The 20684-nt window shown below is 66.0% G+C and carries 24 protein-coding genes; 12 read left to right on the top strand and 12 right to left on the bottom strand.

Features of this window, described 5'->3' with window-relative positions; all coding sequences use genetic code 11:
* Positions 1–12 precede the first annotated feature (12 nt).
* Positions 13–447 carry a MarR family winged helix-turn-helix transcriptional regulator gene (locus G6N18_RS07575; RefSeq protein ID WP_082999842.1) on the bottom strand — a complete coding sequence of 145 codons (435 nt, stop codon included), beginning with the start codon at positions 445–447 and terminating at the stop codon, positions 13–15.
* Between the two features lie 36 nt (positions 448–483).
* Between G6N18_RS07575 and G6N18_RS07570 the strand changes: the two genes are divergently transcribed.
* The 5 genes from G6N18_RS07570 to rlmN all read left to right on the top strand — a co-directional run bounded on the left by G6N18_RS07570 (position 484) and on the right by rlmN (position 4697).
* Complete coding sequence (locus tag G6N18_RS07570; protein WP_082999843.1) at positions 484–1161, top strand: class I SAM-dependent methyltransferase; 678 nt, start codon at positions 484–486, stop codon at positions 1159–1161.
* Positions 1162–1248: 87 nt separating this feature from the next.
* Positions 1249–2043, top strand: a complete 795-nt coding sequence (gene pyrH, locus G6N18_RS07565; RefSeq protein WP_067225036.1) for a UMP kinase — start codon at positions 1249–1251, stop codon at positions 2041–2043.
* 57 nt (positions 2044–2100) lie between these two features.
* Entirely contained in the window at positions 2101–2658 is a 558-nt protein-coding gene (frr, locus tag G6N18_RS07560) for a ribosome recycling factor (protein WP_067225035.1), read from the top strand.
* A complete protein-coding gene (locus G6N18_RS07555; protein WP_082999844.1) occupies positions 2658–3536 on the top strand; it encodes a phosphatidate cytidylyltransferase in 879 nt (292 codons plus the stop codon). Before frr ends, G6N18_RS07555 begins: the two co-directional genes overlap by 1 nt.
* A 27-nt stretch (positions 3537–3563) precedes the next feature.
* Entirely contained in the window at positions 3564–4697 is a 1134-nt protein-coding gene (gene rlmN, locus G6N18_RS07550) for a dual-specificity RNA methyltransferase RlmN (RefSeq protein WP_082999845.1), read from the top strand.
* 72 nt (positions 4698–4769) lie between these two features.
* On the opposite strand, the gene G6N18_RS07545 is transcribed toward rlmN, so the two are convergent.
* The 4 genes from G6N18_RS07545 to G6N18_RS07530 form a co-directional block, all read right to left on the bottom strand.
* Positions 4770–5381, bottom strand: a complete 612-nt coding sequence (locus G6N18_RS07545; RefSeq protein WP_082999846.1) for a carboxymuconolactone decarboxylase family protein — start codon at positions 5379–5381, stop codon at positions 4770–4772.
* Positions 5378–6133 (bottom strand): SDR family NAD(P)-dependent oxidoreductase, encoded by a 756-nt coding sequence (locus tag G6N18_RS07540; RefSeq protein ID WP_082999847.1) that lies wholly within the window; start codon positions 6131–6133, stop codon positions 5378–5380. Before G6N18_RS07540 ends, G6N18_RS07545 begins: the two co-directional genes overlap by 4 nt.
* A 4-nt stretch (positions 6134–6137) precedes the next feature.
* Positions 6138–6584 carry a hypothetical protein gene (locus tag G6N18_RS07535; protein WP_082999848.1) on the bottom strand — a complete coding sequence of 149 codons (447 nt, stop codon included), beginning with the start codon at positions 6582–6584 and terminating at the stop codon, positions 6138–6140.
* 105 nt (positions 6585–6689) lie between these two features.
* Positions 6690–8057, bottom strand: coding sequence for an aromatic ring-hydroxylating oxygenase subunit alpha (locus G6N18_RS07530; RefSeq protein WP_082999849.1), 1368 nt, complete (start codon positions 8055–8057; stop codon positions 6690–6692).
* A gap of 607 nt (positions 8058–8664) precedes the next feature.
* Between G6N18_RS07530 and G6N18_RS07525 the strand changes: the two genes are divergently transcribed.
* Positions 8665–9264 carry a TetR/AcrR family transcriptional regulator gene (locus tag G6N18_RS07525; RefSeq protein ID WP_083000007.1) on the top strand — a complete coding sequence of 200 codons (600 nt, stop codon included), beginning with the start codon at positions 8665–8667 and terminating at the stop codon, positions 9262–9264.
* Between the two features lie 72 nt (positions 9265–9336).
* On the opposite strand, the gene G6N18_RS07520 is transcribed toward G6N18_RS07525, so the two are convergent.
* From G6N18_RS07520 to G6N18_RS07505, 4 genes are read right to left on the bottom strand one after another with little or no spacing between them, the layout of a single operon-like run.
* Positions 9337–9756: a nuclear transport factor 2 family protein gene (locus G6N18_RS07520; RefSeq protein ID WP_082999850.1), complete on the bottom strand. Its 420-nt coding sequence runs from the start codon at positions 9754–9756 to the stop codon at positions 9337–9339.
* Positions 9753–11249 (bottom strand): aldehyde dehydrogenase family protein, encoded by a 1497-nt coding sequence (locus G6N18_RS07515; RefSeq protein ID WP_082999851.1) that lies wholly within the window; start codon positions 11247–11249, stop codon positions 9753–9755. The genes G6N18_RS07520 and G6N18_RS07515 overlap by 4 nt, the downstream gene beginning before the upstream one ends.
* A 55-nt stretch (positions 11250–11304) precedes the next feature.
* Positions 11305–11850 carry a TetR/AcrR family transcriptional regulator gene (locus tag G6N18_RS07510; protein WP_067225030.1) on the bottom strand — a complete coding sequence of 182 codons (546 nt, stop codon included), beginning with the start codon at positions 11848–11850 and terminating at the stop codon, positions 11305–11307.
* A 21-nt stretch (positions 11851–11871) separates the two neighbouring features.
* On the bottom strand, positions 11872–12975 hold the full coding sequence (locus G6N18_RS07505) for a phosphotransferase (protein WP_083000008.1): 1104 nt from the start codon (positions 12973–12975) through the stop codon (positions 11872–11874).
* A 44-nt stretch (positions 12976–13019) separates the two neighbouring features.
* On the opposite strand from G6N18_RS07505, the gene G6N18_RS07500 reads away from it, so the two are divergent.
* Positions 13020–14186 (top strand): CaiB/BaiF CoA transferase family protein, encoded by a 1167-nt coding sequence (locus G6N18_RS07500; protein ID WP_082999852.1) that lies wholly within the window; start codon positions 13020–13022, stop codon positions 14184–14186.
* On the opposite strand, the gene G6N18_RS07495 is transcribed toward G6N18_RS07500, so the two are convergent.
* Positions 14167–14703, bottom strand: a complete 537-nt coding sequence (locus G6N18_RS07495; RefSeq protein WP_067225028.1) for a TetR/AcrR family transcriptional regulator — start codon at positions 14701–14703, stop codon at positions 14167–14169. The two genes, G6N18_RS07500 and G6N18_RS07495, sit on opposite strands and share 20 nt — an antisense overlap.
* A gap of 38 nt (positions 14704–14741) precedes the next feature.
* Between G6N18_RS07495 and G6N18_RS07490 the strand changes: the two genes are divergently transcribed.
* Genes G6N18_RS07490 through G6N18_RS07480 form a run of 3 tightly spaced genes read left to right on the top strand, consistent with a single transcriptional unit; the run spans position 14742 to position 17007 of the window.
* A complete protein-coding gene (locus G6N18_RS07490; protein ID WP_082999853.1) occupies positions 14742–15983 on the top strand; it encodes a cytochrome P450 in 1242 nt (413 codons plus the stop codon).
* A 10-nt stretch (positions 15984–15993) separates the two neighbouring features.
* Entirely contained in the window at positions 15994–16185 is a 192-nt protein-coding gene (locus G6N18_RS07485; protein ID WP_067225026.1) for a ferredoxin, read from the top strand.
* A gap of 39 nt (positions 16186–16224) precedes the next feature.
* Positions 16225–17007, top strand: a complete 783-nt coding sequence (locus tag G6N18_RS07480) for a MarP family serine protease (RefSeq protein ID WP_082999854.1) — start codon at positions 16225–16227, stop codon at positions 17005–17007.
* Here G6N18_RS07480 and G6N18_RS07475 read toward each other — a convergent pair whose 3' ends face one another.
* Together G6N18_RS07475 and G6N18_RS07470 are read right to left on the bottom strand one after the other, a co-directional pair.
* Positions 17008–17850, bottom strand: a complete 843-nt coding sequence (locus G6N18_RS07475) for a thioesterase family protein (protein ID WP_082999855.1) — start codon at positions 17848–17850, stop codon at positions 17008–17010.
* Positions 17847–18665, bottom strand: a complete 819-nt coding sequence (locus G6N18_RS07470) for an SMP-30/gluconolactonase/LRE family protein (protein WP_082999856.1) — start codon at positions 18663–18665, stop codon at positions 17847–17849. The genes G6N18_RS07475 and G6N18_RS07470 overlap by 4 nt, the downstream gene beginning before the upstream one ends.
* Positions 18666–18746: 81 nt before the next feature.
* Between G6N18_RS07470 and G6N18_RS07465 the strand changes: the two genes are divergently transcribed.
* Both G6N18_RS07465 and G6N18_RS07460 read left to right on the top strand, forming a co-directional pair.
* Positions 18747–19451, top strand: coding sequence for an NIPSNAP family protein (locus G6N18_RS07465; RefSeq protein WP_083000009.1), 705 nt, complete (start codon positions 18747–18749; stop codon positions 19449–19451).
* Positions 19448–20683, top strand: coding sequence for a cytochrome P450 (locus G6N18_RS07460; RefSeq protein WP_082999857.1), 1236 nt, complete (start codon positions 19448–19450; stop codon positions 20681–20683). Before G6N18_RS07465 ends, G6N18_RS07460 begins: the two co-directional genes overlap by 4 nt.
* Position 20684 lies beyond the last annotated feature (1 nt).

Below are 20684 nucleotides of genomic sequence, written 5' to 3'. Positions count from 1 at the left end.
TCTCGCAGGGTTTCAATCCGTACCGAGCGCCGCGAGGATCTGCTTGAACTCCCGTTGTTGTCGCTGCGTCAGATTGGCCATCAACTTGTCCTCGGCCGCGCGCACCCCGGAGTCCGTGCGTCTTAACAACTCCCGGCCCTCGCGGGTGAGTTGCGCCGGCAGTGATCGTCCCGACGACACGCTCGCGGGCCGGCTGACCAGCCCGCGGTCCTGCAGGCCGCGCAGCACCATGTTCATCGCCTGCGGCGAGACGTTGAAGTCGCGGGCCAGTTCGGCGTTGGACCGACCGGGGTGCTGCGACAGGATCCGCATGCACAGGTACTGCGGGAAAGCCACATCGAGCGGTTCCAGCACCGTCGTGGTGACCTCGGCGCGCAGTGCGTTCGCCACCCGGGAGAGCAGAAAACCGAGCGGCTGTTCTGCGAGCGGCCTGTCCATATCAACCATATTGACATATATCAACCAGATTGATATCAACGAGTCATGACCGAACCCACCAATGAGATGTTCGACAGCGCCTACAAGGGCGAGGCCCCCGAGATGAGCGGCGCGAAACCGCCGTGGAGCATCGGCGAACCGCAGCCCGAGCTCGCCACCCTGATCGAACAGGGCAAATTCCACGGTGACGTGCTCGACGCCGGGTGCGGCGAGGCCGCCATCTCCCTGTACCTGGCCGAGCGGGGCTTCACGACAGTCGGTCTCGACCAGTCACCCACGGCGATCGAGTTGGCCAGAGCAGAGGCCGCGAATCGCGGGCTGACCACCGCCAGCTTCGAGGTGGCCGATATCAGCGACTTCGGCGGTTACGACGGGCGGTTCGGGACGATCGTCGACTCGACGTTGTTCCACTCGATGCCCATCGAACTGCGCGAGGGCTATCTGCGCTCGATCGTGCGGGCCGCGGCTCCCGGTGCCTCGTACTTCGTGCTGGTTTTCGACAAGGCGGGCATGCCCGGTGGTCCGGCCTTCCCGGTGACCGAGGACGAGTTGCGCGACGTCGTCTCGAAGTACTGGACGATCGACGAGATCAGGCCCGCGCGCATCCACGCAGTGTTCCCGGACGGCTTCCAGGAGTTCTTCCCGGTGACCGACGTCCGGGACGAGCCCAAAGGGCGCAAATCGGTGCCCGCCTGGCTGCTGAGCGCCCACCTGCCGGGCTGACCCGGCGAGTCGTGACCCGGAGGCGGCTGTAGGGCCGACCATGAGGCAGGATGAGGGGCATCTCAGCGAGGACCTCGAAGGAGTCGGATGGCGGACCCCAATGTCTCCGGCGCGGCAGTTCCTGATTCCAATGTCGCCGGCGCGGTGGCAGCAACCGGTCCCAACGGAGCGATCCGCCCGAAGTACAGCCGCGTCCTGCTCAAGCTCGGCGGCGAGATGTTCGGCGGCGGGGATGTAGGCCTGGATCCGGACGTCGTGCACCAGGTGGCCCGCCAGATCGCCGAAGTGGTCCGCAGCGGTGTGCAGGTTGCCGTCGTCATCGGCGGCGGCAACTTCTTCCGCGGTGCGCAATTGCAGCAGCGCGGCATGGAGCGAGCCCGAAGCGACTACATGGGCATGCTGGGCACCGTCATGAACAGCCTTGCCCTGCAGGATTTCCTGGAAAAAGAAGGTATCGACACCCGGGTGCAGACCGCGATCACGATGGGACAGGTCGCCGAGCCCTACATCCCTCTACGGGCGGTGCGGCACTTGGAGAAGGGCCGCGTGGTGATCTTCGGAGCGGGCATGGGCCTGCCGTACTTCTCCACCGACACCACCGCCGCGCAACGCGCGCTGGAGATCGGCGCCGAGGTGGTGCTGATGGCCAAGGCCGTCGACGGCGTTTTCACGGCCGACCCGCGCCAGCACCCCGATGCCGAACTGCTCACCGCGATCAGTCACCGCGAAATCATCGACCGCGGCCTGAAGGTGGCCGACGCCACCGCGTTCAGCCTCTGCATGGACAACGGCATGCCGATCCTGGTGTTCAACCTGCTCACAGATGGCAATATCGCGCGAGCGGTCGCGGGTGAGAAGATCGGAACACTGGTCACCACCTGAGGGCAGTGCACGCGAGAAGCATGACGAAGACGCGCACGCGGATGAAGGAGAAGCACCGTGATCGACGAAACCCTCTTCGACGCCGAGGAGAAGATGGAGAAGGCGGTGTCTGTGGCTCGTGACGACCTGTCGTCGATTCGCACCGGCCGCGCAAACCCCGGCATGTTCGCGCGCGTCAACGTCGACTACTACGGGTCCGCCACGCCCATCACGCAACTGTCGAGCATCAACGTTCCCGAAGCGCGGATGGTGGTGATCAAGCCCTACGAGGCCAACCAGCTGCGCAATATCGAGGATGCGATCCGCAACTCCGACCTGGGCGTCAACCCGACCAACGACGGCAACGTCATCCGCGTCGCCATTCCGCAGCTGACCGAGGAGCGGCGCCGCGACCTGGTCAAGCAGGCCAAGGCGAAGGGCGAGGACGCCAGGGTGTCGGTCCGCAGCGTCCGTCGTAAGGCGATGGAGGAGTTGCACCGCATCAAAAAGGAAGGCGAGGCGGGCGAGGACGACGTGGCCCGCGCGGAGAAGGACCTCGACAAGCTGACCCACACCTACAGCGCGCAGATCGACGAGCTGGTCAAGCACAAAGAAGGCGAGCTGCTGGAGGTCTAGTGACCGAACAGCGCAAGGGTCCCGTGGCAGAGACGCCGGTCGACGAACCGCCCAAGAAGAAGTCGCGGGCGGGCCGTGACCTACCCGCGGCGATCGCGGTCGGTGTGCTGCTGGGCGCGATGGCGATCGGGGTCCTTCTCTTCGCGCCGATCGGGTGGCTGCCGGTGCTGGCGGTCTTCATCCCGGTCGCCACGGGAGAGGTGATCCGCCGGCTCCGGGACTCCGGTTACGCACTGCCCGCGGTCCCGCTGCTGGTCGGTGGCCAGGCGATGATCTGGTTGACGTGGCCGTTCGGCGCGGTCGGTCTGCTCGGCGCCTACGGCGGGACGATCGTCGTCTGCATGGTGTGGCGCCTCGTCGGGCAGGGCCTGCGTAAACAGCCGGTCAATTACCTGCGCGACATCTCCGCCTCGGTGCTGCTCGCGACGTGGGTGCCGTTCTTCGCCAGCTTCAGCGCGCTGCTGATCTTCCAGGACCACGGCGGCGGCCGGGTGTTCACGGTGATCGTGACCGTGGTATTCGCCGACATCGGCGGTTATGTGGCCGGGGTGCTGTTCGGTAAACACCTGATGGCGCCGGCGATCAGCCCGAAGAAGTCGTGGGAGGGTCTCGGCGGCTCGCTGGTGTTCGGCGTCACCGCCGCAGTGCTGTCGGTGACGTTCCTGATGGACAAGCCCGCCTGGGTCGGGGTGCCGCTGGGCCTGATGCTGGTGATCACCGGGGTCCTCGGCGACCTGGTCGAATCGCAGGTCAAACGCGACCTCGGGATCAAGGACATGGGCACGCTGCTCCCGGGGCACGGCGGCATCATGGACCGCATCGACGCGATGCTCCCGTCTGCGGTGGCCGGCTGGATTGTGCTGACGCTGCTGGCGTAGCCCGGCCCGGCATACTGGTGAGACACCATGGCTGACTCTCCTGCGGCCCTGCCGCTCGTCTTCGATCCGCCGCGCCGCGCAATGCCGCCGCGGCATTTCGCGGACCTCGACGAGGATGGCCGCGCCGCCGCCGTCGGCGAACTGGGACTGCCGGCGTTCCGGGGCAAGCAGTTGGCCAACCAGTACTACGGCAGGCTGATCGCCGACCCGCATGCCATGACCGACCTGCCGGCCGCGGTGCGCGACCACGTTGCCGATGCGCTGTTCCCGGCGCTGCTCGATGCGGTGCGCGAGATCGAGACCGATGCGGGCGAGACGCGCAAGATGTTGTGGCGCGCGGTGGACGGCACCACGTTCGAGTCGGTGCTGATGCGTTACCCGCAGCGCAACACCGTGTGCATCTCCTCGCAGGCGGGATGCGGCATGGCCTGCCCGTTCTGCGCGACGGGCCAAGGCGGGCTCCAGCGCAACTTGTCGACCGCCGAGATCCTCGAGCAGGTACGCGCCGCCGCGGTGGAGTTACGCGACCGCGATGGTGACGGGATCGCGCTTGCGGCCCGCGGCGGGCGGCTGTCCAACATCGTCTTCATGGGCATGGGGGAGCCGCTGGCCAACTACAACCGGGTGCTGGCCGCGGTCCGAAGAATCCTCGCGCCGCCTCCGAACGGGTTCGGCATCTCGGCCCGCTCGGTCACCGTGTCGACGGTCGGGCTGGCGCCCGCGATCCGCAAGCTCGCCGACGAACGACTCGGGGTCACGCTGGCGTTGTCGCTGCACGCCCCCGACGACGAACTGCGCGACACGCTGGTCCCGGTGAACAATCGGTGGAAGGTGTCCGAGGCGCTCGACGCCGCGCGGTATTACGCCGACGTGACCGGACGGCGAGTGTCCATCGAGTATGCGCTGATTCGCGATGTCAACGATCAGCCCTGGCGCGCAGACCTTCTCGGGAAGCGGTTGCACGGCGCGCTCGGCCCGCTGGTGCACGTCAACGTCATTCCGCTGAACCCGACGCCCGGCAGTGAGTGGGACGCCAGTCCCAAACCCGCCGAGCGCGAGTTCGTTCGCCGCGTGCGCGAGCGGGGCGTCTCGTGCACGGTGCGTGACACCCGCGGCCGTGAGATCGCCGCCGCCTGCGGGCAATTGGCGGCCCAGGGCTGAGCCTCTGTTCGTCCAAACTGCGGTGAGATCGCGCTCTCGAGCGAGTTTGCGATCTGTGCGCAGTCTCGACGCTCAACTCCGCGGTTCGGGTAAGAGCGGACTGTCGGCCGGGGGCGACAACTGCCATGTGCTGAAGGCCATCGCCAGCATCGCGTAGGTGCCGACCACGAAGACGAGTTCCATCGCCTGGTGCGTACCCAGTTCGTCGGCGAGGCGTTGCCACGTCGCAGCGTCGGCGTGGCCCTGAGTCAGCAGTTGATCGGTGGCCTCGAGCACCAACCGGTCGACACCGGCGAAGCCGTCGTTGCCCTCGGCTAAGTGGTCGATAACGTCGGAGGGTAGCCCACCTTCGGTGGCGACCTTGGAGTGCTCGGCCCAGAAGAACGCGGACCGGCGGGCCTGAGCGACGCGCAGGATCGCCAATTCGCGCAACCTCAAGGGCAATTCGCCGCGCTGCAACAGCCAGCCGTTGAACGTCAGGAAGTGGCGGGCCATCTTTGGGTGACGAGCGAGCAGGCCGATGATGTCGAAGTTGAGCGGGTCGGCGGCATGGCCTGAACCAGCGCGCGGAACCTTCTCGCCCGGGAGGCCCAGTAGCGCGCCGAACGCGGCGTACTCGTCGTCGCCCCATTCGTCAGCCGTCAGCGGCGTGAGGAGCGGTCTGGTGTTGTGGGTTGAGGTCATGTCCGGCGCCCCCCGTTGACGGGAATGACTTGGCCGGTGATGTAGTCGGATTCGTCCTGACACAGGAAGATAGCCGCGTTGGCGATGTCCTCGGGCCGGCCCGCGCGGCGGACCGGGGTGATCTTGGCGAAGTGCTCCAGTGACGCGGTGAACCGGCCTTCCTCGATCGCCTTTTCCAGCATCGGAGTGACCACCATGCCGGGTGGAATGGTGTTGACCGTGATGCCTTTCGGCCCGAGTTCGAGCGCGAGGCTCTTGGTGAACCCGATCACGCCGGCCTTGGAACTGACGTAGGCGGCCATGCGTGACTGCCCGCCCTGTGCGCTCGACGAGGAGATGTTGACGATGCGGCCCCATTGGGCCCCAATCATGTCGGGCAGCACCACCTGCGTGCAGATGAACGGCCCGCGCAGGTTGACCGCCATGACATGGTCCCATTGCTCGTCGGTGATCTCGGCGAACTTGCCGAACTGCTCGATGCCGGCGTTGTTGACCAAAATCAGTACGGGGCCCAGATCCGCCCGCACCTGCGCCACGGCAGCTTCGACCGCAGTTCGGTTCGAGACGTCTACGACGTAACCTGCGATCTTCGCGCCTTCGCCGCGCAAACGGTCGACCTGTGTGTCGATCTGCTCCGCGGCGATGTCGAAAATCGCGACCTTGGCGCCGCGGGCGGCAAGTGCCTCGGTGATCGCCAGCCCCAGGCCGGCCGCGCCACCGGTCACGACGGCGGTGGTGTCTTCAAAGGACATGGTGTCAGTCGAAACTCGGCACCGAGCCGGTGTTGGGCAGTTCCATCTGCAGGTAGACGGCGATGCGTTCAACCTTGTTGTCGGCGTTGAATTCGTAGACCGAAACGGTGTTCACCACGCTGGTGAAATCGCCGACGCGGCTGCGCTCCTCGAGTTCGAGGAACACTACGTCCGGCGTCTCGGTCAGGCGCTGAAACGTGCAATCCCACTCCGACGACTTCGCCCAGTTGGTCAGGAACTCCGCATAGGAAACCCAATCCATCACCTCTTTGAACGGCCCCACCCGCACGAAGTTGTCGACATCGATCAACTCGGCCAGCGGCGCCCAACCCGCCGACGTGAACTCGGGATCCTTGGCGGCATCGACGAGGCGTTTGGTGGTCTGGCTGTACCCCAACACAATCCGAGACCGACCGGTCGCCGTCGCGAGGGCTTCATCGAGGGTCGTCACGCCGTCACCCCGAAGCCAGCCGAGCGGCGTCCCGCCGGCTCGGCCATCCTGGTGGCGATTCGATCGTCGGGAGTCATTGCCTTCCTTTCGGGTTGGTGCTCGCGGTCAAGACGTGGCTTCGGCCATGTATCGGTCGATGACGGAGTGAAAGTGGCCGATCACGACCTCCTCCTTCACCAGCGACATGTGATCGAGCCGGTTGTTGCGCAAACCCTTCTGCTGGCGGGGCATCTGGACGTAATCCTGGTGCAGCGCCTCGAAGTACTTGTAGCTCCCGGGCTCTTCGACCTCGATCAGATCCGCGCGGAAGGCATCTCGGTGTTCGGCGGGCAGGAACATGTAGCTGCTGACGTGCCAGATGCAGCGGTTCGGGTCGCCGTCGGGATGTGGCACCGCCATGATGATGTGGCATTCGCCGGCCCGGACAGTCATGAAGAAGTTCGGGAACAGCACCCAGCCCTGGTTGTCGCTCATCTGGTCATCGGTGAGTCCGCTGACGTCGAGACCGAAGCCGGTGAGGGTGTCGCGGGTAGCCTGCTGCAGCAGGCTCCGTGCCGTCACGCTCTCGGGGAATTCCACCTCACCGTCCGCGTTCTGGTAGGGCGCCACGAGCTCCTGGAAACGCGGAATCACCGCGGCCGTGCCCGGAAACGTCTCCGGCAGAGCCATGATGCCGTCGACCTGCTTCTGTGCGCCGGCGCCTTGCACTTCGAACGGTGCCACGGCGACGCTGTGGTTCTCGAAGAACTGGTAGCGGGTCGTCGCCGGGTCGATGTTGAGGACGGCGAGCAACTGCGGGTGGATTCCGTTGATGTGGTAGCCCTCTTCGAAAGCGTCCATGACGACTTTCCAGTTGCAGTCTAAGGCCTCACGGACGTCCATCACGGTGGTCATCTGGTCGAGGCGGTAAGGCTCGATCAGCTCGATCACCTTGTCGCCCAGGTATTCCCGAAGGGGTTGGGCATCGGGGTCGGGATTGAGGAAGATGAACCCACCGAAGGTGTCCACCGAGACCGCCAAAAGCGAGTTATCGCTCTTGTCGATCTGGCCGGACAAGTTCTCCCGCAGCACACCGCGGAGCTTGCCTTCCAAGTCGTAGGACCACAAATGGTACTGACACAGTAAGCCACGCTTGGCATTTCCCGTGTTCGTCATGCACAGCATGTTTCCGCGGTGCCGACATGCATTGACGAAGCCCCGCAGTTTCTCGTCCTTACCGCGGACGATGACGTAGGACTGGTCGAGGATCTGATACCGCTTCCAATCGCCGACCTTGGGCAAGTCGTCGACGCGCCCGACGACCTGCCACACCCGCGACCAGATGCGTTCGCGTTCGAGCGCAGCGTACTCGGGGCAGGTGTAACGGTCCGTTGAGATGCTCATGTTGAACGTCCCCGGCTCGACGTCGTCTAGGCCGAGGCCGATACCTGAATCCGGTCTGAGCCACTCGCCGGAGCGGATTACCTGTGTCATTGCCAACCTCCTGGTCACCGGATGCTCACTGGGCTTGAGCTGCACATGCACGCGCTGCAGCTGTGACGACAGTCACCATATACATTGATGTATTAGATATACAACAATGTATCAAAGTGGTTTGGGTCACATACCTCGCGGTCTGGTGCCCCGGCCCGACAGGAAGGAACCGGCGATGGACTCTGTGCTCGACATCGAGGCCGCGGAGGCGGCGGAGCTGATCAGGGTCGCGGGCGGCTGGCTTTGCGACCGCGCGATGGCCGGTTGGACCGTGACGGTGTGGGTTCCGACGCTCGACTATGCGCGGAGCCTGTCGATCCTCGGTTTGACCACTCGCGCGTCGACCGTCGAGGTCGATGCGCTGGTCGTACACGGCGCGGTCAGCTACCGGCACGGCTGCGTGCGTCATCGCGTCAGCCGCGCCGCGCGCGCCTTCAAGGCGGGCGTTACTCGCCGCCGGTCTGCCGCCTACCGCCGATCTCGAGACGTTCTGGCTTGGTGCGTCATCAAACCTCTTGGTGCCGCGAGAATTCGCGCACATCCAGCCATCGGCTTTGGCGTCGCCGTGACGATCCGAACTTGTGCAGTGCTGTGGGAGGATCGGCGAATGCCGGAGCGGTGGACCAGGGAGCGACGTCTCGAGCACACGCGCAACCTGCTGCTCGACGCCGCCGAGGATGTGTTCGCCCGCAAGGGTCTGACCGGCGCCGCGCTCGAAGACATCGCGGACGTGGCCGGCTACACCCGCGGCGCGATTTATTCGCACTTTGGCGCCAAGGAGGAGTTGTTCTTGGAGGTCGTGGACCGGCAACGGCAGCGATTCCTCGACGGCTTCAACGACATCATCCAGTCCTTCGCTCGATTGGACGAACTCAGCGTCGACGAACTCGCCGAGCGGTGGCGCCAAGTGGGCAGCGACCCTAACCGAGCGGCCCTGAACTACGAACTCACGCTCTATCTGCTGCGGAATCCGGAGGCTCGCGAACGACTCGATGCGCAACGGCGCGAAACCGTTCGATCGCTGGCAGAGTTCATCAGCAAGAACGTCGCCCGGATGGGCGCAAAACTCACCATTCCCGCCGATTCGTTGGCTCAGTTGATCCTCGCGGTCAACGACGGCGTGACGCTCGGCAGCCATCTGGACGGGGCGGACCTCTACCGTCCGTATCTCCAGCTGATTGTGGGGAGCATCGTCGCGCAGGGCTGAGCGGTTCCGCGTCGAGACCGACGCTTTGGCGGGTTTTGCCCGCACTTTTCCGCCAAAACGTCTGTCTGGGCGTTACTGAGCGGGGCCGTTGACGAACCAGACGTTTTCCTCGCGCAGGTTGCGGCTGCGCCAACCGTCTGAGGTGCGCACCAATTCGTGGTGGTAGTAGCCGCCGCAGCTACTGGGCTCGGTCGTGCCGGGCAGCTGCATCGGGTTGTAGAACATCGCCCTGACTTTGGCTGCGTCGCCGTGGATTTCGGCTTCGATGTTGGTGATGTAGTGCATGCTCCACTGAATTACGCCGAAATTCGCGGAGAACCAGTCGACCACCTCGTCGCGGCTACCCACGACGGCGCCCGCCGACGAGTAGTCGATCACCGCGTCGTCGGTGAACACCGAGCGGTACAACTCCCAGTCCTTGGTGTCGACGGCGCGGGCGTAGCGGTACAGCAGAGCAGCGATCTCGGCCTCGTCACTCTTGGCCTGATTCACGGTTCAACCGTGTCCGGCATGCCGATGGTCTTCGCTTCCAGGTACTCCTTGTAACCCTCTTCGCCGTTGCGGTATCCCAGACCGCTCTGCTTGGTGCCACCGAACGGGCTTGCGATGCCGAAGTGGCTCTTGCCGTTGATCGTGACGTTGCCGGTGCGCATCCGGCAGGCCACCGCGAACGCGCGGTCCACGTCGCCGCTGCTCACCTCGCCGGACAGGCCGTAGATCGTGTTGTTGGCGATCGCGACGGCCTCGTCGTCGGTGTCGTACGGGGTGACCGTGAGTACGGGGCCGAAGATCTCCTCCTGCGCCACTTGCGAATTGGGGTCGACGTCGGCCAGCAGTGTCGGCTGGGTGTAGTAGCCGGTCGGTAGGTTCTCCGGGATGCCGCCGCCGGTGACCAACCGCGCACCCGAGTCGATGCCACTCTTGATCAAACCCAACACCTTCTGGCGTTGGGTCTCGCTGATCTGCGGGCCCTGCATGTTGCCCGGCGTCCACGGGTCGCCGACCGGGAAGCCCTCCATCATCGTCTTGAGGACCTCGACACCTTCGTCATAACGGCTGCGCGGCAACAAGATCCGGCTCGGTAGGATGCAGGACTGCCCACTCATGACGCACGCCATCATCGCGGCCATCGGCAACGCCGAATTGAAATCGGCGTCGTCGAGCACGATGTGTGCGGACTTGCCGCCCAGCTCCAGCAGCGTCTTCTTCACCGTCGGTGCACCCGCTGCCAGGATCGCCCGCCCGGTCGCCGTCGACCCGGTGAACGTGATCATGTCGACGCGCGGATCCGCCGACAGCGCCGCGCCGACCTCGTTGGCATTCGACACCACGACGTTGAACACGCCGGCGGGGATGTCGGTCTCCTCGGCCACGATGCGTCCGTACTCGCTGCCCGACCACGGCGTCAGCTGCGCGGGCTTGAGCACCACGGTGTTGCCGGCCATCAACGCCGGCACCGTCTCGGCGACGTTGAGATAGAACGGCACATTCCACGGCGTGATCGCCCCGACCACGCCGACGGGCTCGTAGTGGATCTTGCGCCGCGCCGGGCCCAGCGGGGTGTCGTGCACACCGTTGTCGACCAGATAGTCGAACGCGCGTCCGTGCTCGGCCCAGTGCTTAACCTCTTCGATCGGGCTCTCGATCTGGCTGCCGGTCACCGAGACCGGACAGCCGACCTCGGTGATCAGGACCCGGCGCAACCTCTCCTTGTTCCGCTCGAGGGCGTCGTGCAGCTGGGTCAGGCAGTGGTAACGGAACTCCAGATCACGCGACCAGTCGGTCTCGTCGAACGCGCGCCGCGCCGCGCCGACCGCGCGCGCCATGTCCTCGACCGTTCCGTCGGTGGCCCGGCCCGCGACCTCCTCGCTGGCCGGATGGATCACCTCGAACGTCGCTCCGCTGGCGGTGGTCTGCAACTCGCCGTCGATCAACATCCGCTCGTCGCCGGCCAACACACCGCTGTCAGTCTGTACCTGGGTCATGCGGACAGCTTTACAAATTTTTGCGCGAGTGTCAGCCTTTCGGCGGAGCCGAGAATCAGCCCTGCGGCTTGAGTCCGGCGGCGTGCCGTAGCTGGGCGAGGAACTGATCGTCGTCGTCGCTGCGCACGATGTAGTGCGAGATCGCGACGCGAATTGCGGTCGCCGCCTTGACCGCTCCGTTCGGACCACTCAGCAGTTTCTGCAGCCGTGCGCGCATCACGGGGATGATCTTCGTCAGTTGAGCGATGACGACCTCGGGTTCGATGTCGACCAACCGCACACCCGAATACGAGTGCTGGTAGTCGACGATGAACCGAAGGGCGGCGTCCAGTTTCTCGGTGCCGCGCAGACCGGCGGTCGCCTTGCTGATGCCGTTGTCGAACAGGTCGCGCTCGTAGACGCCGAACGCGTCGAGCAGTTCACCCTTGGACGCGAACCAGCGGTAGAGCGTGGGCCGGGACACCCCCGCCTGCAAGGCAACCTCCGAGAGGCTGAGCTTGGTCTGTCCGCTGCGGGCCAGCACCTCCGCTGTGGCGACGAGGATCCGGTGCCGCGTCGAGGTGTCCTCGATTCCGGATGTGTCGCGCAGCGGTTCGTTCACGTGCCGATCGTAGATCCTTCCTCACATGGACTTCTGCAGGACGGCGACAGTGTCGAGATCTTGTAGCGCCGCCACGCTCCGGCGCAGGCCTTCGAGCGCGATGTCCTCGGCCTGCATTCCGCCAATTCCGGCGGTGATCAGCGCGGCGACATAGGCGTAGAGCGCCCCTTGGCAGTAGCGATGCCAGAGTTCATCGCGGTCGAGGGGCGGCCCACCGGAGGCGGCGAGCGCCTGGCGGTACAGGTCGAGCAATTCACCCTGGTGTGCGCGGCGGTCGTCGGGCGTCATGCTCGTGACCAGCGTGTAGGCCAGTTCCCTGCCGGGATGGCCGCGCCGCACCGCCTGCCAGTCGAACAGCCCGGCCGCGCCGTTTCGGAAGTAAACGTTGCCCGGGTGGGCGTCGCCGTGCATGACGGTGTGGGGCGGTTCGTCGATGAGACGGGCGACGGCGCGGTAGTTGTCGTCGATGAAGCGACCGGCGGCGACGTCGATGTCGATCCGTTCGGCGAGGCGGCGCGCCGACGTCTTCAGCAGCGACCCCGTGAGCAACGACGCGGTGTCCCCGGACGCGGTATACAGCCAGGCGGGGACGCGGCCCCAGAACCTCGCGTGCAGCCTGGCCAGGAGTTCGACGATCTTCGCCGCCCGGTCGGCACCGATCGGATGAAGGGTGTCGGGGAACTCGCATTCGTCGGCGGACAGGTCTTCCAGCACGAGCACGTAACGCCCGGTCATCGAGTCGAACGCCGAGCCGTAGTAGACCGGAACTCCGGTCAGCCGCGGGGACAACTCGCGGTAGAAGCGTGTCTCGGTCGCCCCCAGTCGACCCATCTCGCCCATCAGGCGGGTGGCGACCGTCTCGGCGGCCATTTTGACGAACACCGTCGACGGGACGTCGTCACCGACCAGGGCGAGCCGGGCGCGCGACGACGTGCCGGCGTCACCGCCCAGCACCGACACCGACGTGACGCGACGTCCGATGATCCGCGACATGGCGGGCTCGTCGAGTTCGGACACGGATCGCGGAAGTGATCGCCGACGACCGATGGCGGCGTCGGTGGCGATACGTTGTATCCCGCGGCCCAGATGTGCTGCCAGGCCCACGGCCGGCGGGGCGTTCTTCACCACGCCAGTTTACAAATCGCCGCTTGAATGTAAAGAAGGTGTCGATGGCAGGTCCACTGGAGGGCGTGCGGGTCGTCGAACTCGGCGTGTGGGTGGCCGGACCAGCCGCCGGGGGAATACTCGCCGACTGGGGTGCTGACGTCGTCAAGATCGAACCCCCGGCAGGTGACCCTGGCCGGATGTTCGGTCGGATGCTGGGCGTCGACGGCGAATCGAACCCGCCGTTCGAGATGGACAACCGCGGCAAGCGCAGCATCGTGCTCGAGCTGACGTCGGCCGCCGGTGCCGCGGCCGTTCGCGAATTACCCGCTGACGCAGACGTTTTCCTGACCAACGTGCGGCCCGCGACGCTGAAGCGCATCGGGCTGGACTTCGCGGCGGTGACGGCGGCCAATCCGCGGCTGGTCTACGGGCTGATCACCGGTTACGGCGAGATTGGGCCGGATGCCGACAGGGCCGCCTACGACGTCGCGGCGTTCTGGGCGCGGTCGGGACTGGCGCATCTGCTCACCCGTCCCGGTGACACGCCACCCTTCCAACGCGGTGGGATGGGCGACCACATGGCGGGCATGACGCTCGCCGGGGCGGTGTGTGCGGCGCTGGTCGCCCGCGCCCGCACCGGCGCGGGGCAGCTGGTCAGCACGTCGCTGTACCGCCAGGGGGCCTACACCGTCAGCTTCGACCTGAACACGTTCCTGCTCACCGGAAACACCATCGCGATCGGTCAGCGCGAAACCATGGGCAACCCGTGCATGAACAACTACGTGGCCGCCGACGGGCGCCGGTTCTGGATCGTGGGTCTGCAGGCGGGCCGGCACTGGCCGCCGCTGTGCCGCGCTGTCGGACGGCCCGAGTGGCTGACCGATCCGCGCTTCGACACCCCGCAGGCCCGCGCCGCCAACGCCGTTGAACTGATCGCCGCACTCGACGAGGTATTCGCGACCAAGCCGCTCGACGAGTGGTCCGAAACCTTTGCCGCCGAACCGGACTTGTTCTGGTCGCCGATCAACACGCTGGAAGACGTGGTCGGCGACGAGCAGTTCCACGCCGCCGGCGGGGTGGTGTACGTGCCCGACGGCGACGGCAGTACACCGATGGTCGCCACACCGGCCGACTTCCACGGCACCCCATGGGAGCCGCGGTCGGCCGCACCGAAGCTCGGACAGCACACCGACGAAATTCTGGCTGAACTCAAGGCGCGTGATGCTTGACCCGCGCGGCATGGCGCAGTTGCGCGAGGAAGTCGTCGTCATCGTCACTGCGCACCAGATAGTGCGACACCGCGACGCGCACCGCCGTCGACACGGCGAGTGCCGGGTCGGGACCGGTCGAGAGCCGTTCCAGCCGCTGCCGCATCAACGGGATGACGCGGGCGAGTCGCTTGATGACCTGTTCGGGTTCGATGTCGATCATGCGCAGCCCCGGATAGGACTGCTGGTATTCGACGATCACCCGCAGCGCCGCGTCGAGTCGTTCACCCGGCGGCAGGTGCGCGGTCGCCACAATGACCGCGCGTTCGTAGTACTGGCGCTCCCAGACCACGAACGCGTCGAGCAGGTCACGCTTGCAGGCAAACCAGCGGTAAAGCGTGGGCCGCGAAACCTGCGCCTGCAGGGCAACTTCGGAGAGGCTGAGCTTGGTCATGCCGTGGCGGCCGAGCACCTCCGCGGTCGCGGCCAGGATGCGTTCCCGCGTCGAAGAGTCCGCGTCGGTTACCGGCACCGTCATAGCTTTACAAATTTTCGAGGAAGTGTCACGCTAATTCGGTGACATCAGCCCGTGAACACAGCGCGGTCGACATCACGTCGGAGGAGTTCTGGAGCCGGCCGTTCGCCGTTCGCGACGAGACGTTCGCGCGGTTGCGTGCTGCCGACGGGTTGACCTGGCACCCGCCGTTGCCGTCGATGTTCCCGATCGAGGAGCCCGGATTCTGGGCGTTGACGCGGCGCGCCGACATCGTCTACGTCAGCCAGCATCCCGAACTGTTCACCTCCGCGCAGGGGGTGGCGCTGAATCCGATGCCCGCCGAGATCCAGCGATTCGCCTCCTTCTTTCTGACCATGGATCCGCCGCAGCACACCGTGTACCGCCGGCTGATCAGTTCGGCGTTCACCCCGCGCAACATCCGCCTGATCGAGGAACAGATCCACAAGAACGGGGTCACCATCGTCGAAAACCTCGTCGGTGCGGGCGAAGTCGAGTTCGTGTCGGCGTGTTCGGCAAAGCTGCCGATGCTGACGATCATGGACATGCTCGGCGTACCCAGCGCCGACCAGCCCGCCGTCGCCTATGCCGCAGAGAAGCTGTTCGGCATGAGCGACGACGAGTACGCCACCGAGGACGAACGCCTGGCCGACCCCGTCGCACAGATCGCGCTGCTGTCGAACACCGGCGTCGAACTGGCGAAGTTCCGGCGCACCCACCCCGGCGACGACCTGATGACCAGCATCGTCGACGCCGAGGTCGACGGTCACCGGCTGACCGACGAAGAGATCGGCGCCTTCCTGATCCTGCTCGCCTCGGCAGGTAACGACACCACCAAGCAGGCGACGACGCATGCGATGATGGCCCTGGTCGAACACCCCGAACAGCGCGACTGGTTGATGGCTGACTTCGACGGTCGGATCGGTTCGGCGATCGAGGAATTCGTCCGCTGGTCGTCGCCGGTGCTGCAGTTCGCCCGCTTTGTCACCGAGGACACCGAGATCAACGGTCATCCGGTCGCGGCCGGCGACAAGGTCGGCCTGTTCTACTGCTCCGCGAACCGGGACGAGGCCGTGTTCGATGCTCCCGACACATTCGACCTCACCCGTTCGCCCAACCCGCACCTGGGATTCGGCGGCGGTGGCCCGCATTACTGCCTGGGCAGTCAGCTGGCCAAAGCGGAACTTCGAAACCTCTTCCATGAGTTGCTGACTCGGCTGAAAACCATCGAGTTCTCCGAGCCCGACCTGCTGTACAGCAGCTTCGTGCACGGCGTCAAACGGCTGCCCGCCGTCGTTCGTTAGGGGAGTGAGCATGCGTGTCGCGGTCGACCTCGACAAGTGCACCGGACATGGAATCTGCGAATCGATCGCCGAGGAGGTGTTCGAGGTCGGCGATGACGGCGTCGTGTTGATTCACGAGCCGGACCGGCCCGAATCCGACCGCGACCGGATGCAGCAGGCTGTGACACAGTGCCCCGTCGCGGCATTGCGAATGGTCGACTGACTGCCCTTGTCGCGATGCCGGGCGGCTATCGTTTCCGCCATGAGGCCGAGAAGACTTGCGGTCTGCCTGCTCGCGACCGCCCTGTCGATCGGCGTGCCTGGCTGCGGCAAGTTCACACAATCCCTGGACGTCGCCGTCGACGCCGAACCGACCGATGCCGTCCCGATCGTCTCGGTCGCCGCACCCGACGCCACGCTGGCCGACAACGCGGTCGTCGCCGACGCTGCGCGCAGCGTGGTCAGGATTCAAACCCTGGCGCCGTCGTGCCAGAAGACGCTGGCGGGCAGCGGAGTCGTCATCGCGCCCAACAAGGTGATGTCGGCCGCGCACGCCGTCGCCGGCGCGGGCACCGTCAGCGTCTGGGTCGGCGACCGGGAGCAGCCCGCCACCGTGGTGGTTTTCGACCCCTATATGGACATCGCGGTGCTCGACGTGCCCGACTTGCACGCGCCGCCGCTGGCATTCGCCGACAAACCCGCCATCACCGGCACCGACGCCGTGGTGCTGGGATACCCGGGTGGTGGGCCGTTCACGGCCACGCCTGCGAGGATTCGCGAGGTCATCGAGCTTCAGGGACCGGACATCTACCGCACCACGACGTTGAAGCGCGAGGTGTACGTCATCCGGGGCGCTATCCGGCAGGGCGAATCCGGCGGACCGCTGCTCGGCCTCGACCGGCGCGTGCTCGGCATCAGCTTCGGGGCGGCGGTCGACGAGCCCGACACCGGGTTCGTGCTCACCGCCAAGCAGATCTACGCGCTGATGCTCGAAGGTGTCGGCGCGAGCCAGCCCGTCGAGACCGGCGGCTGCGTCATCGCCTGATCACCGGTCGGGCTCGCTGTTTCCCACCCCAACGCCGCCCATCGGGCGCACCAACACCGACTGCTGGATCGCGCCGACAGCGCCCCGTTCGTCGAACAGAGTGCCGAGCGTGGTGCCGATACCGTCTGGCCCGTAACTCGTTTCGGCACGGATGCCGATCCACTCACCGTCGGGAATCCGGTGCACGTGCACGGCGAGGTCGGTGTTCATGAATGTCCACTTGCGAATGTCGAGTTTGGTGCCGATGCCGTTGGCGTCGTCGGCGACCGCGAACAGCCGCTCCAGCGGCGTCATGGTCTCACCGTTGACCAGGTCGACCTCGGGCCTGATCCACGACTCGCCCGGGCCGTCGTCCAGCGGTCTGGTCAGCCACCGCCAGTCCAGGCTGTGGACGTAGTTGCGGTCCCAGTCCTTTTTCATGTCACGGCTTTTCGCCTCCGCGAGCGGGCGCAGTGGCGGCGCCGGCGCATGCTGCACCGCGCGGGTGTCGATGGTCTTCAACCGCCACCCGCTGGCTTTCGCGACGGGTCGGGGCTCGCTGTCGGGGCGCGAAGCCAGCAGTTCGGCACTGACCAGTTCGATCTGCTTGCCCGCGCGCTCGATTCGCGATCGCACCCACAGGTCTCCTTCGGCGGGAACACCGCCGAGCAGGTCGATCAGCACCCGGCTCAACCGGGTGTCGTCGCGGATCTCACAGCGCTCGAGCGCCCGCACCAGAAGCGCGGACACCGGCGCACCGTGCTGGATCGCGGCCGACCAGGTGCTGCGCACGAGATCGGTAGCGCGGAACTTCTCGCCGAGCGGATCGGCGTCGTCGACGAGTTCGTAGTAGGCGTCGCTCACGGTAATCCCGCTCCCGGGACGTCGACGGTGGTCGCGTCGATGCGGGACAGCCTGGTGCCGATGAGCCGCTGCGGATACGCATCGGTGCTGGACAGCAGGAACAACGTGCGGCGTCCGGGACCGCCGAGTGCGCAGGCGATCGCGATGCGCTCACCGATGTCGACGCGGTCGGTGACGGTGCCACCGTCGGTGATCCGCGCGAACTCGTGAGCCAGCGTCATCGCCGTCCACACGCCGCCTTCGGCGTCCAGGCAGATGCCGTCCGGCGGCCCGTCGAGCCCGTCGGCGAACGTCCGGCGACCGGTCAACGCACCGTCCGCGGCGATGGAGTACGCGGTCAACCGCCTACCGGTCGACTCCGCGACGATCAGCGTCGTGCCGTCCGGCGCGATCACCATGCCATTGGGGAAGTCCAGGTCGGTGGCGACGACGCTGGACGAACCGTCGGGATCGAGTCGCACGATCACCCCGCCTTCGCGGGCCTGCGATCCGACGTAGGCGCGGCCGCCGTCGTCGACGACCATGTCGCCGAGGGCGGCCGGCACCGAGTCGGACAGATCGGCGACGGCTGCGACGTTCTCGCCGTCATAACGAAGCACTTGGCGCTGTTCGGTGGAGGAGATCAGCAGCGACCCGTCGGGGCGAAAGCCCAGCCCGGCGGGGGCATGGCCGGGCAGCGGCAGCGTCGTCATGTCACCGTGCAGGTCGACGGTGTGCACCGCTTCGCCGAGCATGTCGGAGAACCAGAGCAGGCCCTCGAACCACCGTGGGCCCTCACCGAAGCAGAGCCCGTTCGCCAAAGGCGTCAGCGTCATCCGGCCGCCGTCCTCACACCTTTACAAAACACGCGATAAGTGTCACGCTCGCAGGGTGCCACTGTCAAATGGGTGCAGGTCTTGAAGAAGTTCTACGGTCACACGCTGCTCTACTTGCATGAAACCATCGCGCTCGGCTCGGGACGCGCCGAGCAATTCACTGAGGCGTTCAGCGAGCTCTACCAGCCGATGATGGCCGAGCTCGGCGCGCGACTGTTCGCGATCTGGGAGACGACGCCGTACAACGGGCATTGGCCGCAGGTCACGATCGTCTGGGAGATCGACCAGTTCGCCGACTACGCCCGCATCGGCAAGGCGCAGGCCCGGGGCGGCTCGCATGAGGCGGTGGCGGCGAAATGGTCGACGTTCCTCGCCGAGATCGGCGCGTCGGGCGAAGGCCGCATCATGTACGCGGGCAAGTACAACCGGACACTTGCGCAGCTGCGCGAAGCGAATTTCGGCGCCGGCCTGGTGATCCAGGAGAGCATGCAGACCAAGCCCGGCCGTCAGGACGACTACATCCGGGAGCTGGAACGCCTCTACGTCCCGTGGTCCGAGCGCACCGGAAAGCGTTGGCTCGGTTCGTTCATCACCACGTTCCGCTCCAACGAGGTCATCCATTACTGGGCGCTGGATGACGACTGGGACTGTTTCGCCAACCATTACCCGTCATGGAAAGACAGTCCGCCCCCCGAGATCGTCACCTGGATGAGTGTCGCGCCCGCATTGCGTGACGGCTGGGAAGATTCCATCCTGGCGGCCCTACCTCCTTCACCGCTGCAATGAGGAGCACAGTGCTGCAAGGCTTCACCTACGATCCGTTCGACCCCGCGGTGATGGCCGACCCGCTCCCGTACTACCGGACACTGCGCGATCAACATCCGGTGTACTACCTCGGCAAGTGGGACACCTACGCGCTGTCGCGGTTCGACGACATCTGGCGGGTGTTGGAGGTCAACGACGGCACCTTCGTGGCGTCGGAGGGAACGTTGCCCGCCGCAACGGTTCTGGCGAAGCGTAACGACGGCCCGGTACCCGACCCGCCGCTGCACCCAATGCCGTTCCACGCGAATTTCGATGCGCCGATCTACGACACCGTGCGCCGCTGCACCTCGCCGCCGTTGCGGCCGAAATCGGTCGCCAAGCTGGCCGACCGCATCCGGACGCTGGCCAACGAACGCCTGGACGAGCTTCTACCGCGCGGCACCTTCGACCTGACCCAGGACTACGGCGGGATCGTCGCCGCGACCGTGGTCTGCGAACTGCTCGGCCTGCCTGCCGATCTCGCGGGCGATGTGTTGGCCACCGTCAACGCCGGCAGCCTCGCGCAGCCGGGCAGCGGCGTGGAGGTGGCCAACGCCCGCCCGGGATATCTGGAGTACCTCGTGCCGATCGTCGGTCGCAGTCGCGCCGCAGCCGGACAGAACCCGATCGCCGACAACCTGATCGACTACCGTCTGCCGGACGGATCGGCGTTCAGCGACATCGAGGCCGCCACCCAGATGCTCGGAATCTTCATCGGAGGAACCGAAACCGTGCCGAAGATCGTCGCACACGGCCTGTGGGAGCTGGGACTTCGACCCGATCAATTGGTTGCCGTCCGTGCAGATCCCGACGCGAATGTGCCCGTGGCGCGGGAGGAGATGATTCGCTACTGCGCACCGGCACAGTGGTTCGCACGCACGGTCCGCAAGCCGTTCACGGTCCACGACACCACGATCCGTCCCGGTCAGCGGGTCATCACGCTGCTGGCATCGGCCAACCGCGACGAACGTGAGTATCCCGACCCGGACGCGTTCATCTGGAACCGGCCCATCGAGCGGTTGCTGGCTTTCGGCCGCGGACAACACTTCTGCCTCGGTGTGCACCTCGCGCGGCTGGAGATCGGGATCCTGGTGAACGAATGGCTCGACCGCGTCACCGAATGGCGCATTGACGACACTGCCGCATCGCGGCCACCGTCGAGTTTTCAGTGGGGCTGGAACAGTGTTCCCGTCGAGGTCCCGGTGGAGGTGTGAG

This window comes from Mycolicibacterium celeriflavum (assembly GCF_010731795.1).
Classification (GTDB): domain Bacteria; phylum Actinomycetota; class Actinomycetes; order Mycobacteriales; family Mycobacteriaceae; genus Mycobacterium; species Mycobacterium celeriflavum.
This window is presented reverse-complemented; position numbering and strand designations above follow the sequence as displayed.

What these genes read in the sequence shown, in the direction of transcription:
- G6N18_RS07575 (WP_082999842.1), bottom strand. Translation starts at nt 447, where the DNA reads ATGGTTGATATGGACAGGCCGCTCGCAGAACAGCCGCTCGGTTTTCTG.
- G6N18_RS07570 (WP_082999843.1), top strand. Translation starts at nt 484, where the DNA reads ATGACCGAACCCACCAATGAGATGTTCGACAGCGCCTACAAGGGCGAG.
- pyrH (WP_067225036.1), top strand. Translation starts at nt 1,249, where the DNA reads ATGGCGGACCCCAATGTCTCCGGCGCGGCAGTTCCTGATTCCAATGTC.
- rlmN (WP_082999845.1), top strand. Translation starts at nt 3,564, where the DNA reads ATGGCTGACTCTCCTGCGGCCCTGCCGCTCGTCTTCGATCCGCCGCGC.
- G6N18_RS07545 (WP_082999846.1), bottom strand. Translation starts at nt 5,381, where the DNA reads ATGACCTCAACCCACAACACCAGACCGCTCCTCACGCCGCTGACGGCT.
- G6N18_RS07540 (WP_082999847.1), bottom strand. Translation starts at nt 6,133, where the DNA reads ATGTCCTTTGAAGACACCACCGCCGTCGTGACCGGTGGCGCGGCCGGC.
- G6N18_RS07530 (WP_082999849.1), bottom strand. Translation starts at nt 8,057, where the DNA reads ATGACACAGGTAATCCGCTCCGGCGAGTGGCTCAGACCGGATTCAGGT.
- G6N18_RS07525 (WP_083000007.1), top strand. Translation starts at nt 8,665, where the DNA reads ATGCCGGAGCGGTGGACCAGGGAGCGACGTCTCGAGCACACGCGCAAC.
- G6N18_RS07515 (WP_082999851.1), bottom strand. Translation starts at nt 11,249, where the DNA reads ATGACCCAGGTACAGACTGACAGCGGTGTGTTGGCCGGCGACGAGCGG.
- G6N18_RS07500 (WP_082999852.1), top strand. Translation starts at nt 13,020, where the DNA reads ATGGCAGGTCCACTGGAGGGCGTGCGGGTCGTCGAACTCGGCGTGTGG.
- G6N18_RS07495 (WP_067225028.1), bottom strand. Translation starts at nt 14,703, where the DNA reads ATGACGGTGCCGGTAACCGACGCGGACTCTTCGACGCGGGAACGCATC.
- G6N18_RS07485 (WP_067225026.1), top strand. Translation starts at nt 15,994, where the DNA reads ATGCGTGTCGCGGTCGACCTCGACAAGTGCACCGGACATGGAATCTGC.
- G6N18_RS07480 (WP_082999854.1), top strand. Translation starts at nt 16,225, where the DNA reads ATGAGGCCGAGAAGACTTGCGGTCTGCCTGCTCGCGACCGCCCTGTCG.
- G6N18_RS07470 (WP_082999856.1), bottom strand. Translation starts at nt 18,665, where the DNA reads ATGACGCTGACGCCTTTGGCGAACGGGCTCTGCTTCGGTGAGGGCCCA.
- G6N18_RS07460 (WP_082999857.1), top strand. Translation starts at nt 19,448, where the DNA reads ATGAGGAGCACAGTGCTGCAAGGCTTCACCTACGATCCGTTCGACCCC.